The sequence below is a fragment of the Paraburkholderia eburnea genome (genome assembly GCF_002917095.1).
GTDB classification, from domain to species: domain Bacteria; phylum Pseudomonadota; class Gammaproteobacteria; order Burkholderiales; family Burkholderiaceae; genus Paraburkholderia; species Paraburkholderia eburnea.
This window is the reverse complement of record NZ_PQGA01000003.1, coordinates 396,442-412,624: the sequence shown is the minus strand read 5'-3', so window position 1 is coordinate 412,624 and position 16,183 is coordinate 396,442. Positions and strand designations below refer to the sequence as shown.

18 protein-coding genes are annotated in these 16,183 nt (G+C 65.3%); 14 read left to right on the top strand and 4 right to left on the bottom strand.

Features of this window, described 5'->3' with window-relative positions:
* Entirely contained in the window at positions 1-420 is a 420-nt protein-coding gene (gene ftsB, locus B0G62_RS09845) for a cell division protein FtsB (RefSeq protein WP_103703988.1), read from the top strand.
* A 92-nt stretch (positions 421-512) separates the two neighbouring features.
* Here ftsB and B0G62_RS09840 read toward each other — a convergent pair whose 3' ends face one another.
* From B0G62_RS09840 to B0G62_RS09830, 3 genes are all read right to left on the bottom strand, one after another.
* Positions 513-917, bottom strand: a complete 405-nt coding sequence (locus B0G62_RS09840) for a hypothetical protein (RefSeq protein ID WP_244193176.1) — start codon at positions 915-917, stop codon at positions 513-515.
* 81 nt (positions 918-998) lie between these two features.
* A complete protein-coding gene (gene hslO / locus B0G62_RS09835; protein ID WP_103704115.1) occupies positions 999-1,961 on the bottom strand; it encodes an Hsp33 family molecular chaperone HslO in 963 nt (320 codons plus the stop codon).
* A gap of 75 nt (positions 1,962-2,036) precedes the next feature.
* Positions 2,037-2,561, bottom strand: a complete 525-nt coding sequence (locus tag B0G62_RS09830; RefSeq protein WP_103703987.1) for a gamma carbonic anhydrase family protein — start codon at positions 2,559-2,561, stop codon at positions 2,037-2,039.
* 175 nt (positions 2,562-2,736) lie between these two features.
* On the opposite strand from B0G62_RS09830, the gene B0G62_RS09825 reads away from it, so the two are divergent.
* The 10 genes from B0G62_RS09825 to B0G62_RS09780 all read left to right on the top strand — a co-directional run bounded on the left by B0G62_RS09825 (position 2,737) and on the right by B0G62_RS09780 (position 11,946).
* Complete coding sequence (locus B0G62_RS09825; protein WP_103704114.1) at positions 2,737-3,621, top strand: ferritin-like domain-containing protein; 885 nt, start codon at positions 2,737-2,739, stop codon at positions 3,619-3,621.
* Between the two features lie 79 nt (positions 3,622-3,700).
* Positions 3,701-4,618: an alpha/beta fold hydrolase gene (locus B0G62_RS09820; RefSeq protein ID WP_103703986.1), complete on the top strand. Its 918-nt coding sequence runs from the start codon at positions 3,701-3,703 to the stop codon at positions 4,616-4,618.
* Positions 4,619-4,701: 83 nt separating this feature from the next.
* Complete coding sequence (locus B0G62_RS09815) at positions 4,702-5,532, top strand: 3',5'-nucleoside bisphosphate phosphatase (protein ID WP_103703985.1); 831 nt, start codon at positions 4,702-4,704, stop codon at positions 5,530-5,532.
* A gap of 161 nt (positions 5,533-5,693) precedes the next feature.
* Entirely contained in the window at positions 5,694-6,329 is a 636-nt protein-coding gene (locus tag B0G62_RS09810) for an L-threonylcarbamoyladenylate synthase (RefSeq protein WP_103703984.1), read from the top strand.
* A gap of 84 nt (positions 6,330-6,413) precedes the next feature.
* The gene (locus B0G62_RS09805) at positions 6,414-7,079 is read left to right on the top strand and encodes a site-2 protease family protein (protein WP_103703983.1); all 666 of its coding nucleotides are present in this window, start codon (positions 6,414-6,416) and stop codon (positions 7,077-7,079) included.
* Positions 7,080-7,083: 4 nt separating this feature from the next.
* Positions 7,084-8,286 carry a tryptophan--tRNA ligase gene (locus tag B0G62_RS09800; RefSeq protein ID WP_103703982.1) on the top strand — a complete coding sequence of 401 codons (1,203 nt, stop codon included), beginning with the start codon at positions 7,084-7,086 and terminating at the stop codon, positions 8,284-8,286.
* Between the two features lie 3 nt (positions 8,287-8,289).
* Complete coding sequence (locus tag B0G62_RS09795) at positions 8,290-8,961, top strand: class I SAM-dependent methyltransferase (protein ID WP_244193170.1); 672 nt, start codon at positions 8,290-8,292, stop codon at positions 8,959-8,961.
* Positions 8,962-9,005: 44 nt separating this feature from the next.
* The gene (dapA, locus tag B0G62_RS09790) at positions 9,006-9,911 is read left to right on the top strand and encodes a 4-hydroxy-tetrahydrodipicolinate synthase (protein ID WP_103703981.1); all 906 of its coding nucleotides are present in this window, start codon (positions 9,006-9,008) and stop codon (positions 9,909-9,911) included.
* A gap of 108 nt (positions 9,912-10,019) precedes the next feature.
* On the top strand, positions 10,020-11,162 hold the full coding sequence (gene bamC / locus B0G62_RS09785; RefSeq protein ID WP_103703980.1) for an outer membrane protein assembly factor BamC: 1,143 nt from the start codon (positions 10,020-10,022) through the stop codon (positions 11,160-11,162).
* Between the two features lie 7 nt (positions 11,163-11,169).
* On the top strand, positions 11,170-11,946 hold the full coding sequence (locus B0G62_RS09780) for an MBL fold metallo-hydrolase (RefSeq protein WP_103703979.1): 777 nt from the start codon (positions 11,170-11,172) through the stop codon (positions 11,944-11,946).
* A gap of 89 nt (positions 11,947-12,035) precedes the next feature.
* Here the strand turns inward: B0G62_RS09780 and B0G62_RS09775 are convergent, their stop codons facing one another.
* Positions 12,036-12,734: a Bax inhibitor-1/YccA family protein gene (locus B0G62_RS09775; RefSeq protein ID WP_103703978.1), complete on the bottom strand. Its 699-nt coding sequence runs from the start codon at positions 12,732-12,734 to the stop codon at positions 12,036-12,038.
* Positions 12,735-13,028: 294 nt separating this feature from the next.
* On the opposite strand from B0G62_RS09775, the gene ndk reads away from it, so the two are divergent.
* The 3 genes from ndk (at position 13,029) to B0G62_RS09760 (ending at position 16,157) form a co-directional block, all read left to right on the top strand.
* Positions 13,029-13,454, top strand: coding sequence for a nucleoside-diphosphate kinase (gene ndk / locus B0G62_RS09770; RefSeq protein ID WP_027814909.1), 426 nt, complete (start codon positions 13,029-13,031; stop codon positions 13,452-13,454).
* 127 nt (positions 13,455-13,581) lie between these two features.
* A complete protein-coding gene (gene rlmN / locus B0G62_RS09765) occupies positions 13,582-14,745 on the top strand; it encodes a dual-specificity RNA methyltransferase RlmN (protein ID WP_103703977.1) in 1,164 nt (387 codons plus the stop codon).
* Between the two features lie 227 nt (positions 14,746-14,972).
* Entirely contained in the window at positions 14,973-16,157 is a 1,185-nt protein-coding gene (locus B0G62_RS09760) for a helix-turn-helix domain-containing protein (protein WP_103703976.1), read from the top strand.
* Positions 16,158-16,183: the final 26 nt, after the last annotated feature.

Genomic DNA, 16,183 nt, shown 5'->3' with positions numbered 1-16,183 from the left:
ATGCGGCTCGTCACTGTCGTCCTGATCATCCTGCTTGTGCTGATCCAGTATCCGCTCTGGTGGGGCCACGGCGGCTGGCTGCGCGTGCACGAGCTGCAAGGCGAGCTGGCGCAGCAGCAGAAGCAGAACGACGACGAGAAACTGCGTAACGAACGCATCGAGGGCGAGGTGCAGGATCTGCAGAATGGCACGGCGGCCGTCGAAGAGCGTGCACGCTACGAGATGGGCATGGTGAAGGACGGCGAGGTGTTCGTGCAGTTCGTGTCGCCGAACCAGCCGCTGCCCGCGACGCCGGTGGGGTCGTCGAACACCTCGACGCGCGGCGAAATGTCGACGCCGGTGAGGGTGGTGCCGAACCCGGTGTCACGCGTCCCGGAGAAGCGGCACGGACACGGCAAGGAAGCGAAGAAGACGGACTAAGGCCGCCTTCGTACAGGACAAGAAAAAGCGCGGCATCCGCAAGGATGCCGCGCTTTTTGTTTATGCGTGCGAGCGCCAGGGACGAAAGGCGCTTACCAGCCCCAACCCGGGTAGCCGTAACCGACGCCGCCGCCCCAGCCACGTCCCCAGCCGCCGCTGGAGTAACTGCCATAGACGCTGACGGGCGGCGCGTACGCGCGCGACCAGGCTTGCGCGGCGGCTTCGGCTGCCATGGCGCGGTCCTGTTCGTTGAGCGCCTGCTGGTCGATGGCGTCGTAGCGCTTGAGTTGTTCCGGCGATAGCGCCGGCGTCGTGGCGACGCCGCCTGCCTGATCGGCGGGCAAGCGGCTGTAGATCGGCGACGGGCCGGGCGGATCGAGCGTACAGCCGCTCGTCAGCACGATGCCCGCGCCAAGCGCTGCGGCCGTCACGATGGCGAAAGCCGTTCGGCGGTTTCGCCGGGCAGACGGTTCTACAGTTTCAGCCCCGAAGCTCATGTTCATGTCTTTTTCCTTCCCCAGTCGAACAAAGCGTCCCTTACTGCCCGACGCGCGTCCTGAACCGGAGAAGGCTGGGCATCAGTGACGCTGGTCCGCGGCGGGGGACACACCTTCTGAGAGCCCGGGAGTCGCGAAAAGTTGCGCCACATCGACGGGGTCGAACTCGTAGCGCTGGTTGCAGTAGTCGCAATGCACTTCGACATGGCCGCGCTCCTCGATCACGCTGTCGATTTCGTCGCGGCCCAGCATCTTGAGCATCGCGCCCACTTTTTCGCGCGTGCAACTGCACGAGAAGCGTGTGCCGGTGGGCTCGAAGTGCTGCACGTTCTCCTGCCAGAAGAGACGCCGGAACAGCGTTTCCGGTTCCTGTTCGAGCAGTTCCTCGCGCGAGAGCGTGCCGCCGAGCGTGCACACGCGCTCCCACGTATCGGCGTCGAGTTCGTGCGGATGCGGCACGATGCCGCCGTCGCCGGGCAGCTTCTGCAGCAGCATGCCGACTGCGCGGTCCTCGTTGGCGCCCAGCCACAGGCGCGTATCGAGCTGCTCCGAGTGATGCATGTAGTGCTCCAGCACTTCGGCGATCGACGCGAGCGGGCCGTCCTCGCCGCTCATCGGCACGATGCCCTGATAGGGCTGCTGGCCGGGCTGCTTGCTGGTGGGGTCGAGCGTGATGACGCAGCGGCCCTGTCCGCTGGCGTTGACGAGCTTGTCGAGCGTGAGGTCGGCGGGGAACACGGACGCGTCGTCGGCGTCGGTGCCATCCGACAGACGCGCGGTCGCGCGCATCGACAGGTCGGAGCTGCACTGCACGACCAGCATCCGCACCGGGCCGTCGCCCAGGATCTGCATGATCAGCGTGCCGTCGAACTTCAGGTTGGCCGAGAGCAGGGCGCAGGCCGCCATCATCTCGCCGAGCACGGTGCGCACCGGCGCCGGGTACTGGCGGCGCGTGAGCACCTCTTGCCACGTATTGCGCAGCGAGACGATCTCGCCACGCACCGGCGCGGCGCTGAACATGAATTTTTGCAACTGGTCGTTCACAATCTTTTCCTTCGTTTCGTTCCTGGCGGCGCGGCCCGCGACGCACAGCGGCAAAGCCTCGACAACTTGAGGCTGTTAGCCGATGCGCACGAGCTGCGCCTTGAAATACTGCCGGCGCTCGCTGTAGACATCCGCGTTGCGCTTGAGGCCGGCGATGTCCGCCTCGGTCAGCTCGCGCACCACCTTGGCGGGCGCGCCGAGAATCAGCGAGTTGTCGGGGAATACCTTGCCTTCGGTCACCACCGCGCCCGCACCAACCAGACAGTTGCGGCCGATCACCGCGCCATTCAAGACCACCGCCTGAATCCCGATGAGCGCGCCTTCCTTGACCGTGCAGCCATGTAGCATGGCCTGATGGCCGACCGTCACGTTCGCTTCCAGCGTAAGCGGGTAGCCGGGGTCGGTGTGCAACACCGCGCCTTCCTGGATGTTGCTGCGCGGGCCGACCGAAATCAGCTCGTTGTCGCCGCGCAGCGTCGCGCCGAACCAGACGCTCGAATCCTCGGCGAGTTCGACCTTGCCGACGATGGTGGCGTTGTCCGCGACAAACACGCTTTCGTGAATGGTGGGCGCGGCTTCTCCAAGCTTGTAGATGGTCACGGTGTTGCGTCTCCTGTTTTCTTGCTGTGGCTGCGGCCCGCGCGGTCTGTACCGGCCAGGGCGCGGGGCGGCGCAGTGCGGGTGAATCGCGTATTGTAAACGGTTGCGCCCGATGCTTCCGGCGACGCACCTTTCCGCTCGCCTGAGCGTCTTGCCGATTTTTGCCTGTTTTGCGATGAGTTCCGTGTTTTCCGCTGCCAACCCGCCTGCCGATCCCGCGCGATCCGCACCCGTGCGCGCCGGCTGGCGCGCCGCTGCGCTCGACGCGCTGTGCGAGCGCGATCCGCTTGCCAAGGCCGATGCCGTCAGCGCGCTCCATGCACTGACGCTCGAAGCCGCGGCGCGCGGAGAATCCCGTTGGGACGCCGCCTGTGTACTGGATGCGCCCGCCGACCTGCCGGGCCGCCCGCCGCGCCCCGAACTGGTGGAACCGCGCAGCCTGCAACGCCGCAGCATGAGCACGCCGCAAGGTCGCGTCGTGCTGCTGCACGCGCTTGCGCATATCGAGTTCAACGCGATCAATCTCGCGCTCGACGCCGTCTGGCGCTTCAAGGCCATGCCTGACGCTTTCTATGCCGACTGGCTCAAGGTCGCCGCCGAGGAGGCGTATCACTTTTCGCTCTTGCGCCAGCGTCTTGCCGACTATGGCCATCAGTACGGCGACTTTCCGGCGCACAACGGCTTGTGGGAAATGTGCGAGCGCACCTGCGACGACGTGCTCGCGCGCATGGCGCTCGTGCCGCGCGTGCTGGAGGCGCGCGGCCTCGACGCCTCGCCGCCTATCCGTGCGCGCCTGAAGCAGGCCGGCGACCACGAATCCGCCGCCATCCTCGACATCATCCTGCGCGACGAAGTGGGCCACGTGCGCATCGGCAACCACTGGTTCCGCTTCCTGTGCGACGAGCGCGGCCTCGATCCGCATACGGCCTGGCTCGACCTCGCCGCGCAATACCACGCGCCGAAGATGCGCGGGCCCTTCAACTTCGAGGCCAGGCGCTCGGCGGGCTTCGACGACGCCGAACTCGACACGCTGATCGCCCAGGATGCTGGCGAAAAATGACGTCGATTTAGCCCGACTGCCTCCATCTGTCAGAACGTGCCGATATAATCGAACGATCATTCGTTTTTCTGCGAGCGCAATGAACCTTTCCCGATCCGAATTCGTCGCCGTGAATGGCATCCGCCTGCACGTGCGCCGCTGGGGCGCCGAGGACGCGCCCGTGCTCTTCATGCTGCACGGCTGGATGGACGTGGCGGCGTCGTTCCAGTTCGTCGTCGATGCGCTCGGCGGCGACTGGCAGATCATTGCGCCGGATATGCGCGGCTTCGGTCTGTCGGACTGGCCAGTGGCGCAGCAAGGCGGCGGGAGCTACTGGTTCCACGATTACGTCGCCGATCTCGACGCGCTGCTTGACCACTACGCACCGCAAGGCGAGGTGAACCTGGTCGGCCACAGCCTCGGCGCGAATGTCGTGTGTTTCTACGCGGGTGTGCGGCCCGAGCGCGTGCGGCGCGTGGTCGATCTGGAGGGCTTCGGCCTGCCGGCGACCGTGCCCGCGCAGGCGCCGGGGCGCGTGCGCGACTGGCTCGACGAGATGCGCACGCCGCCGCAATTGCGTCCCTACGCGACGCTCGCCGAGGTGGCCGCGCGCCTCACGAAGACCAATCCGCGCCTGCTGCCGGCGCGGGCCCGCTTTCTCGCGCAACACTGGTCGAAGCCGGTGATCAATGCAAACCATGCAAACGATGCGAAAGGCGAGGGCGGCTACATCTTGCTCGGCGACCCTGCGCACAAGATGGTCAACCCGGTGCTGTACCGGCTCGAAGAGATGATGGCCGTGTGGTCCTGCGTGCGCGCGAAGGTGCTGCACGTAGAAGCGACGAATTCCGAAACGCTCGCGCGCATCGCGGGCAAGGTGCCCATCGACGTCTTCAAGAAGCGTTTCGAGGCCTTCCCCGACTGGCGCGAGCGCCTGATCGCGGACGCAGGGCATATGGTTCATCACGATCAGCCCGAGGCCGTGGCGCGTCTCATCGAAGCGTTCTGCGCCGGTTAAGCTACGCCTGCGCACGCTGGAGCGCGTCGGCACGGCTTCGCCGCGTTGCAGTAAAATGGTCGCTTACTCCCATGACGCCCACAATGAACGCCGATCTCCACTGTCACTCCACTGTCTCCGACGGCCAGATGGCCCCGGCTGCCGTCGCCCAACTGGCGAAGGCGGGTGGCGTGACGCTGTGGGCGCTCACCGACCACGACGAACTTGGCGGCCAGCGCGAGGCGCGCGAGGCGGCCGATGCGCTGGGCATGCGTTACCTGAGCGGCGTCGAAATTTCCGTCACGTGGGCGTCGCGCACGGTGCATATCGTCGGCCTGCATGTCGATCCTGATTGCCCGGCGCTGGTCGACGGCCTCGCGCGCACGCGCAATGGCCGTGCGGCACGCGCGGAAGCGATCGGCGAACGGCTGGAAACGCTCGGCATTGCCGATGCCTATGCAGGCGCGCTGCGCTATGTCTCGAACCCCGATCTGATCTCGCGCACGCACTTCGCGCGCTTTCTGGTGGAGTCGGGCCGCGCGCAGAATACCCAGGACGCCTTCACGCGCTGGCTCGGCGACGGCAAACCGGGCTACGTGTCGCACCGCTGGGCCAAACTCGCCGATGCGGTGGGCTGGATCAAGGCGGCCGGCGGCGAAGCCGTGGTCGCGCATCCGGGGCGCTACAACTACACGCAGCTCGAACTCGACGCCTTCTTCGGCGAATTCATCGATCTGGGCGGCAAGGCGATCGAGGTCGTCACCGGCAGCCATACGCCCGACCAGTACAGCGAGTATGCTGCGGTGGCGCGCCGCTTCGGCTTCGAGGCGTCGCGCGGCTCCGATTTCCACGCCAAAGGCCCGGATTCGATCGAGCCTGGCACGCTGCCGCCGCTGCCGTCCGACCTCAAGCCTGTCTGGGAGCGATGGCTGTAGGCCGCGTCTGCCGCGCGGCCCATCGCCTTCGTACCCGATCACCGTCAAACGGCTGTCCGCCGTGCGCATGCCGCTCTCGTGCGGCATGTCACGGATAGCGCGTGAATAACGCGTAAAGTGCGCCTTCCCATCCGCTTCGCCTTCGTTAGCTGATTACTGCCATGTCCCAGTTTTTTCGGCTTCACCCAGAGAATCCCCAGCCGCGCCTCGTCAAGCAGGCGGTGCAGATCATTCGCGACGGCGGCGTGATCGCGCTGCCGACCGATTCGAGCTACGCGCTGGCCGCACGCATCGACGACAAACAGGCCGCCGAGCGCCTGCGCCGCATCCGTCATCTCGACGAAAAGGCGTTGCTTTCGCTGATGGTGCGCGATCTGTCCGAGCTGGCGAACTTCGCGATGGTCGATAACCGCCAGTACCGGCTCATCAAGTCGGTGACGCCGGGGCCGTATGTATTCGTGCTCGAAGCCACCAAGGAAGTGCCGCGGCGTCTTTCGCATCCGTCGCGCAAGACCATCGGCCTGCGCGTGCCGGGCCATCCGATTCCGCTTGCGATCCTCGAAGAATTGGGCGAGCCGCTGCTCGCCTCGACGCTGATCCTGCCGCCCGACACGGACCCGCTCAACGATCCGGAAGAAATTCGCGAGCGTCTGGAAAAGCAGCTCGACCTCGTGATCGACGGCGGCGCGTGCCCGTGGGAGCCGTCGACGATCATCGATCTGAGCGGCCCGGAACCCGTGCTCGTGCGCGCCGGGCGCGGTTCGCTCGCGCCGTTCGGGCTGGAAGAGGAGGTGTGATGCGCGCATCTGTCCGGCTGTTTTGTGCGGCGATGAATGCCCACGAAGCAGCGCACCGCTAGCGCATTGTTACAATACGCCGCCATGGAAGCCTCGATCATTCAGACGCTCGTCGTCTACGCCTTGCCCGTCATCTTCGCGATCACGCTGCACGAAGCCGCGCACGGCTATGTCGCGCGTATGCTCGGCGACAACACCGCCTATGTGCTCGGGCGCGTGTCGCTCAATCCGATGCGCCATATCGATCCGGTCGGCACGATCGCCATGCCGCTCATTCTGTATTTCCTCACGAGCGGCGCCTTCGTGTTCGGCTACGCCAAGCCGGTGCCGATTGCGTTCGGCAATCTGCGCAATCCGCGCTGGGGCACGCTCTGGGTCGCGGCCGCGGGGCCGGCCTGCAACTTCGTGCAGGCGCTGGTGTGGGGCGTGTTCGGCGTGGCGCTCGCGGTGCTCGGCATCGACGAGCCGTTCTTCACGCGCATGGCCGCGGCCGGCGTGGGCGTGAATCTGGTGCTCGGCGTGCTCAATCTGTTTCCGCTGCCGCCGATGGACGGCGGCCGTGTGCTCGCGGCGCTGCTGCCCACGCGCGCGAGCATTGCGCTCTCTCGCCTCGAGCCCTATGGTTTCATCATCGTGATGGCGCTGCTGGTCTCCGGCGTCTTCACGCGATTCTGGCTGCGCCCGCTCGTTTCGATCGGCTACGACGTGGTGACGGCAGTGCTTACTCCCCTTGTTTCGCTCTTCTCATAACATCATGTTCCCAGACCGTATTTTCTCCGGCATGCGGCCCACCGGGTCGCTGCATCTCGGCCACTATCACGGCGTGCTGAAAAACTGGGTCCGGCTTCAGTCCGAATACCCGTGCTTCTTCTGCGTGGTCGACTGGCACGCGCTCACGACGCACTACGAGACGCCGGATGTGATCGAGAAGAACGTCTGGGACGTGCTGATCGACTGGCTCGCATCGGGCATCGACCCGAACCAGGCGACGCTCTTCATTCAGAGCCGCGTGCCCGAGCACGCGGAACTCGCGCTGCTGCTCGGCATGAGCACGCCGCTGTCCTGGCTCGAACGCGTGCCGACCTACAAGGAACAGATCGAAAAGCTGCGCGACAAGGATCTGGGCACCTACGGTTTCCTCGGCTACCCCGTGCTGATGGCCGCCGACATCCTGCTGTACCGCGCCTCGCTCGTGCCGGTCGGCGAAGATCAGGTGCCGCACGTCGAAATGGCGCGCGAAATGGCGCGCCGCTTCAACTACATGTATGGCCGCGAGCCGGGCTTCGAAGAGAAGGCCAACGAAGCCGCGAAGAAGCTGGGCGGCAAGCGCTCGAAGCTTTATCACGAACTGCGCAACGCCTATCAGCAGGAAGGCAACGACGAAGCGCTCGAACAGGCGCGTGCGATGCTGTCCGAATCGCAGAGCCTGTCGATGAGCGACCGCGAGCGCCTGTTCGGCTACCTCGAAGGCTCGCGCAAGATCATCCTGCCGGAGCCGCAGGTGCTGCTGACCGAGGCGTCGCGTATGCCGGGTCTCGACGGCCAGAAGATGTCGAAGTCGTACGGCAACACGATCGGCCTGCGCGAAGACGCGCAATCGATCGAGAAGAAGGTCCGCACGATGCCGACCGACCCCGCGCGCGTGCGCCGCACCGATCCGGGCGATCCGGACAAGTGCCCGGTGTGGCAACTGCATCAGGTCTACACCGACGAGCAGACGCACGAGTGGGTGCAGAAGGGCTGCCGCACGGCGGGCATCGGTTGCCTGGAGTGCAAGCAGCCGGTGATCGAGGGCATCCTGCGCGAGCAGCAGCCGATGCTCGAGCGCGCGCAGAAGTACATGGACGATCCGTCGCTGCTGCGCGCCATCGTCGCCGACGGTTGCGACCGCGCCCGCAAGTACGCCACGGAAACGATGCGCGACGTGCGCGAGGCGATGGGCCTCTCGTACAGCTAAGGCATGTCGATGCACCAGGCCACGCACACGATGCATGGAGTCGGTGAGCCGTCGCAATGGGTGCGCCAGTGGGCGCATCTGATCGCGCCGGGCGGCACGGTGCTCGACCTCGCGTCGGGGGCGGGCCGTCATGCGCGCTGGCTGGCGCAGCGCGGCCATCCCGTCGCGGCGCTCGATCGCGACGCCGCCGCGCTCGCCACTCTGCGCGACGTGCCCGGCATCGGCACGCTGGAGTGCGACCTTGAAGGCGCGCCCTGGCCGTTGGCGGACGATGCGCGTTTCGCCGCTATCGTTGTCACAAATTATCTGCATCGTCCGTTGATGGGGCGTCTGCTCGACGCATTGGCGCCCGGCGGCATACTCATTTACGAAACTTTCGCGCAAGGCAACGAGACGGTGGGCAAGCCGTCGAATCCGGCGTTCCTGCTGGCGCCCGGTGAGTTGCTGGCGGTCTGCGCGCCCACGCTGCGCGTGATCGCTTATCAAGACGGATTTATCCTGCACCCGCGTGAAGCGTTCGTGCAGCGCATCTGCGCGGTGCGCGAAAAATCCTCACAAGTGGAAAATCTTACCCGCGAGCAAGCAGCGGCAGGGTCGGACACCGTATCGGAAATACCCGGTCATACACAGACGACTCAGGTACTACCCGTATCGCGTTACGTTCTGACCGCCTAATCCGCTACAATCGCGGTTTAACGTACTCATTTCTTTGACGTTTCATGGCTAACGGCACTCAGGACGGCATCACGCTTGGCGGCAGCATTCCCGCGATCGTCACCCCTATGCACGAAGACGGCAGTCTCGATCTGCCGGCCTTCCGCAAACTGATCGACTGGCACGTGCAAGAGGGGACGGATGCCCTCGTCGTGGTGGGCACGAGCGGTGAATCCGCTACGCTGAACGTCGAAGAACACATCCTCATGGTCAAGACGGCCGTGGAGCACGCGGCGGGTCGCATGCCGATCATCGCGGGCGCGGGTGGCAATTCGACCGCCGAGGCTATCGAACTCACGAAGCACGCCAGGGAAGTCGGCGCGCACGCTTCGCTGCAGGTCGTGCCCTATTACAACAAGCCCACGCAAGAGGGCCAGTACCTTCACTTCAAGAAGATCGCCGAAGCGGTCGATCTGCCAGTGATCCTGTACAACGTGCCGGGCCGCACCGTCGCCGATATGGCGAACGAAACGATCCTGCGCCTGGCGCAAGTGCCGGGCATCGTCGGCGTGAAGGAAGCGACGGGCAATATCGACCGGGCCGCGCATCTCATCAAGCATGCGCCGGAAGGCTTCAAGATTTTCAGCGGCGACGATCCCACCGCGATCGCGCTGATGCTGCTGGGCGGTCACGGCAATATCTCGGTGACCGCGAACGTCGCACCGCGCCAGATGAGCGACCTGTGCAAGGCCGCCATCGCCGGCGACGTGAAGACGGCGCGTGAGATTCACCTGAATCTCCTGTCGCTGCACAAGAACCTGTTCATCGAATCGAATCCGATTCCGGTGAAGTGGGCGCTGCAGGAGCTCGGCCGCATCGAAGGCGGCATCCGCCTGCCGCTCACGCCGCTCGACGCGCGTTACCACGACGTGGTGCGCACGGCGCTGCGCGAGGCCGGCCTGCTCGGCTAAGCCGACGCGCCGCATTTTCAATCGACGTCGCCATCGCCCAACCGCCGGCACACCGCCGGCGGGTCCTGGCTGATCCTGGCTTAGCGTTCCCGTATTACGAAGGTCCACATGAAACGTTCCGCTCTTTCCCTCCACGCAACCCGCATGGCGGTGCTGGCGCTCGCACTTGGCTCGCTCGCAGGCTGCGAGTCGCTGAACGACATGTTCGCGTCGGATCGCGTCAACTACAAGGACACGCCGAGCGCACCGCCGCTGGCCGTGCCGCAGGATCTGTCGTCGGCGCCTGGCGGCCAGAAGTACGTCGCACCGGCGCCCACGCTGACGCTCGGCGGCAGCGCCCAGCGCACCGTCACCAGCGCCGGCAACGCCACGCTGGGCGTGCCGAACTCGCAGGACCCGCTCGGTATGCACGTCGAGCGCGACGGCGATCACCGCTGGCTCGTGATCGACGGCCGCTCGCCTGACGACGTCTGGCCGCAGCTGCAGGAATTCTGGACGGAGAGCGGCTTTACGCTGACCACCGATTCGGCCGCCACCGGCATCATGACGACGGACTGGGCCGAAAACCGCGCCAATATTCCGGACGACTGGTTCCGCCGCACGATTGGTCGCGTGATCGACTTTGCTTACTCGTCGGGCACGCGCGACCGCTTCCGCACGCTGGTGTCGCGCGGTCCGGATGGCCAGACCGATATTTCCGTCACGCATAGCGCGATGGAAGAAGTGCTGACGGGCCAGGACAAGACCGGTTCGAAGTGGGTCGAGCGTCCGCGCGATCCGGCCCTCGAAGCCGCGTTCCTCGCCAAGATCATGCAGAAGTTCGGCCTGACCGACGCGCAGTCGAAGCAACTGCTGACCGACGCGCGTACGTCGTCGGTGGCGGCCAAGGTCGCCGCGGGCCCGGACGGCACGACGCTCGATCTGCCGGAAGCGTTTGACAGCGCCTGGTTGCGTGTGGGTCTCGCGCTCGACCGCACCAATTTCACGGTGGACAACCGCGACCGCGCGAAGGGCATCTACTACGTGCGCTACGCGGATTCGATGCAGGAACTCAAGGGTGACGGCCTGTTCGGCAAGCTGTTCTACAACCCGAAGAAGGACGCGAAGAATCAGGGTCCGGAATTCCTCGTCGCGGTGCGCGCTAAGGGCGATACGCAAACCCAGGTCGCGGTCCTCGACCAGAACGGCCAGGTGGATACCTCGTCGGACGCGCAGCGCATCGTGACCGCGCTGCACGCCCAGCTGAACTGACCCGGCCGTGCGGTTTGCGAGCCTCGGCAGCGGTAGCGAAGGCAACGCACTGGTGGTAGAAGCAGGCGGCGGCGCGACGCCCACGCGCGTGCTGCTCGACTGCGGTTTCTCCGCGAAGGAAGTGGAGCGGCGGCTCGCGCGAGCGGGCCTCACCGCCGACACCCTCAGCGCGATCCTCATTACTCACGAACACAGCGACCATATCGGCAGCGCACTCACGCTGGCGCGCCGCTGGTCGATCCCGCTCTACACGAGCTGGGGCACGGCCCGCGCGGTCGGCGCCGACGATGCGGCGGGCGTCGAACTCAACGTCCTTTGGGGCGACGAGGCGGTCGAAATCGGCGAGCTTGGCGTGTTGCCCTACACGGTGCCGCACGACGCGCGCGAGCCGCTGCAGTTCGTGTTCAACGACGGTGCGAGTCGGCTCGGCGTGCTGACCGATGTTGGCGAATCGACTTCGCATATCAACGCGGTGCTGGGCGGTTGCGACGCGCTTGTGCTCGAATTCAACCACGACCTCGACATGCTGGCGACTAGCCGCTATCCGGCGTCGTTGAAGGCACGTATCAGCGGCGCTTATGGGCACTTGAACAATGGCGCGGCGGGGCGGATCCTTGGGGCGCTCGACCGTTCGAAGCTGCGGCATTTGATCGCCGCGCACTTGAGTCAGCAGAACAACACGCCGGAACTTGCCCGTGCGGCGATGGCGGCAGTGCTGGGCAATGCGCTTACCGAAATCGGGGTTGCAACTCAGGCTGAAGGATTCGACTGGGTAGCGTTGTAATGCTGCGTAGACGAAAAAAAGCCCATGACGTGAGTCATGGGCTTTTTGCTTTTACGAAGTGGGTCGAATCCGATCCGACCCTTCACGCTTTAGTTCCGATTGCCGCCGAAAATCCCGAGGATCGCCAGCAGGTTCGTGAACACGTTGTACAGATCGAGGTAGATCGCGAGCGTCGCCGAGATGTAATTGGTCTCGCCGCCATTCACCACGCGCTGCACGTCAAACAGCATGTAAGCCGAGAAGATCACGATCGCCAGCACGGACACCGTGAGCATCAGCGCGGGCAGGTGCAGGAAGATGTTCGCGACGCCGGCGAGCAGGATCACGATCACGCCCATGAACAGCCACTTGCCGAGGCCCGAAAAGTCGCGCTTGCTGACCGTGGCGATGGTGGCCATCGCGGCGAAAATCACACCGGTGCCGCCGAATGCGAGCATGATGAGCGATGGGCCGTTCGAAAAGCCGAGGATGAACGACAGCAGGCGCGAGAGCATCAGGCCCATGAAGAACGTGAAGCCGAGCAGCACGAATACGCCGACCGAGCTGTTCTTGGTGCGCTCGATGGCGAACATGAAGCCGAAGGCGATCGCGAAGAACGCGAGCAGGCTCATGGCGGGGCTGGTGGCGGCGAAAAGCGAGAAGCCCGTGGTGACGCCCACCCACGCGCCGAGCACCGTCGGCACCATCGACAGCGCGAGCAGCCAGTAGGTGTTGCGCAGTACGCGGTTGCGGGTCTCGACGGAGGCGACGGTGCCGCCGCGGCCGAAGTTGTAGGGATACTCGTTCATGCTTTCTCCTTGCGTGAGACGCGTGGTTCGCGGCGCGCGTCAGATGCGCGTGCCGCTCCTCGTAAGATATGCGCGGCGCTCCAGAGTTTCAACGGTTTGCCACACGGTTCGAGCTATCGTGACAGAGCCTATGCCGGGTTTCTTAAGCCCCGCTGAAAGCCCCGGCGGCGCGGCTTTTGAGCATGTTTTGACCGGTTGTCCGGCCTAACAGGGTTCAATCGCAATCATACATGGGAACATGCTACAATTGCGGATTCATTTGAATCTGTAACCTCTTAATTTTCTGGAGTTTTTATGGCGATCGAACGCACCCTGTCGATTATCAAGCCGGACGCAGTGGCAAAGAACGTGATCGGTCAGATCTACAGCCGCTTCGAAAACGCTGGCCTGAAGATCGTTGCCTCGCGCATGGTCCAACTCTCGCGCGCTGACGCAGAGAAGTTCTATGCTGTTCACGCAGAGCGTCCGTTCTTCAAGGATCTCGTCGAATTCATGATCTCGGGTCCGGTCGTGATCCAGGCTCTGGAAGGCGAAAACGCCATCCTGAAGCACCGCGATCTGATGGGCGCAACGGACCCGAAGAAGGCGGAAAAGGGCACGATCCGCGCTGACTTCGCAGACAGCATCGATGCAAACGCAGTCCACGGTTCGGACGCAGCGGAAACGGCACGCGTTGAAATCGCGTTCTTCTTCCCGGAAGTTAACGTTTACTCGCGTTAATTAATGCGCGGTAAGCGGTAGTTCACAGTAGCATAGGTCGCGAACGGCGATGACGCTTACCGCCCGGTTCCGGGTTTCCCGAGGCCGGCGGTGAGCGCGCTCTCGCACTGAAATGGCAGGATTCGATATGACGAGCAGTTCCACCGTCAACCTTCTCGATCTCGACGCCCAAGGGCTCGTCGCTTATTGCGAAAGCCTGGGCGAGAAGCCGTTTCGCGCCAAACAGCTTCAGCGCTGGATCCATCAATACAATGCCGCCGATTTCGACGGCATGACGGATCTGGCCAAATCGCTGCGCGAGAAGCTCAAAGGGCGCGCCACGATCGGCATGCCCGACATCATTTCCGACAACGTTTCCTCCGACGGCACGCGCAAATGGCTCGTGGACGTCGGCAACGGCAACGCGGTCGAGACCGTATTCATCCCCGAAGAAACGCGTGGCACGCTATGCGTGTCCTCGCAGGCGGGGTGTGCGGTCAATTGCCGGTTCTGTTCGACCGGCAAGCAGGGTTTTTCACGCAATCTCACCACCGCCGAGATCATCGGCCAGCTGCGCATGGCGGAATTCGCCCTGCGCGCGTCGCTTCTGGGCGAAGCGGGCGGCCGTGCGAACGGCGGTGAAGGCAAGGGCGAGCGCGTCATCACCAATGTCGTGATGATGGGCATGGGCGAGCCGCTGCTCAATTACGACGCGGTCGTGCCGGCGATGCGCCTGATGCTCGACGACAACGCCTATGGCCTGTCGCGCCGCCGCGTCACGCTCTCGACCTCGGGCGTGGTGCCGATGATGGACCGTCTCGGCGCGGATCTGCCAGTGGCGCTCGCCGTCTCGCTGCACGCGCCCAACGACGCGCTGCGCGACGAGCTTGTGCCGCTCAACCGCAAGTACCCGCTGCGCGAACTGATGGCGGCGTGCCAGCGCTATCTGAAGGTGGCGCCGCGAGACTTCATTACGTTCGAGTACTGCATGCTCGACGGCGTCAACGACACGGAAGAGCACGCACGTCAGTTGCTCGCCGTGACGCGCGACGTGCCGTGCAAGTTCAATTTGATCCCGTTCAACCCGTTCCCGGAGTCGGGCCTGTTGCGCTCGAAAAACGAGCAGATCAAGCGTTTTGCGCAGATTCTGATGGATGCGGGTGTCGTGACGACCGTGCGCAAGACACGCGGCGATGACATCGACGCGGCTTGCGGTCAGCTCGCCGGCGAGGTGAAGGACCGCACCCGTCTGGCCGAGCGCAGGCAGCGCGCGGGCCAGAAGGTCATCGAAGTACGGCCGGTCCAGCACTGAGCGGGAAGGCTGAAGCAGGACAATGAAGGGTTTGAGGTAGTGCCTGGCCGGAGCGGCTGCGCGGGGGGAGACGCAGTGCTGTCGGTGGTTTGACAAGAAACGTTGCAGAAGCGATCGGATGCGGCACAGACGCCGCGCATTTTGTTATAAACGGTCTGCGATTCGGGACGGGGCGCGGTGCGCCCGCCGGTCGTGGGTTAGAAAAGAATCGACGCAAGGACTTTGGGATGAGCGAGCCGCAGCACCCTTTCGGGACGGACGGGACTGAGACCAACGCGGGCCGTTCGGCGCATGAGGGTGCGCCGTCGCCGGCGTCGCCTGTGCAGGCCGTGCCTGACACGCTCGGCGCCGTGGGCGCGCGACTGGCGCAACTGCGTCAGTCGAAGGGCTGGTCGGTCGAGGATGTCTCGGCGCGCCTGAAGGTGGCGGTGCCGAAGCTGCGCGAACTCGAGGCGGGCGATATCAGCCATCTGCCCGACGCGACCTTCGCGGTGGGCGTGGTGCGTGCCTACGCGAAGCTGCTCGGCGCGGATCCCGCGCCCTTCATCCAGGCGCTGCGCCGCGAACGGGGCGAAGCGCAGCAGGATCTGTCGATGCCCGCTTCGGCGGGCGCCGATCTGCCGCGCGGGCGCGTGTCGCTGTCGCTTGGCGGCGGGGGCGGCGTGCGCGCGCCGCGGCGACGCGCGTCGTGGCTTTGGGGCGTGGCGCTGGTCGTTGTGGCCGTGATCGTGATCGGGATGTGGCGCACCAATAGCGGCGATTCGTCGGCATGGTTCGCGCGCATCAAGTCGATGGCGAATGGTGTGGGCAGCAGCGCCGTAAGCGGCGATGCGGGCGCGTCGTCGGCGACGGTCACCGAGGGCGCCACGGCGGGCGCGTCGGACGCGCAGGGCGCGGATCAGACCGCAACGCAGGACAGCGCGCAGAATGGCGCGACGTCCGACGCTCAAGCTGCCGCCGATCAGGGCGCGGCAAGCACGCCGCAGGCAGCCGCGGTGGCTCCGGCAGCACCCGCCGCACCCGTAGCACCCGCCAGCGCAGCGCCGGTCGCGAATACGGCGGCAGCAGCAGCGCCGAAAGCAGCAAGCGCCGTTCAGACCCCGGCACAGGCCGCGAGCGGGCCGGCGGCGCAGGGCGCCTCGGCGCCCGTTGCGGCGGCGGGCGACACCTCGACGTTCGCGATTCGCGTGACGCAGGACACCTGGGTCAGCGTGCGCCAGAAAGACGGTAAAGAGGTCTTCTCCGGCCTGGTCCACGGCAGCGACGCCCGCGAGATCACCGGCGTGGGACCGCTGAAGATTACAGTGGGCAACAAGGCCGGCATCGAGTCGATGACCATCGACGGTCAGCCGGTCGACGAGGCGAAGTACGCGTCGGCGCGCGGCAATGTTGCGCGCTTCGTGCTGCCCTGACAGAGACATGGCATGCGTCGCGGCCG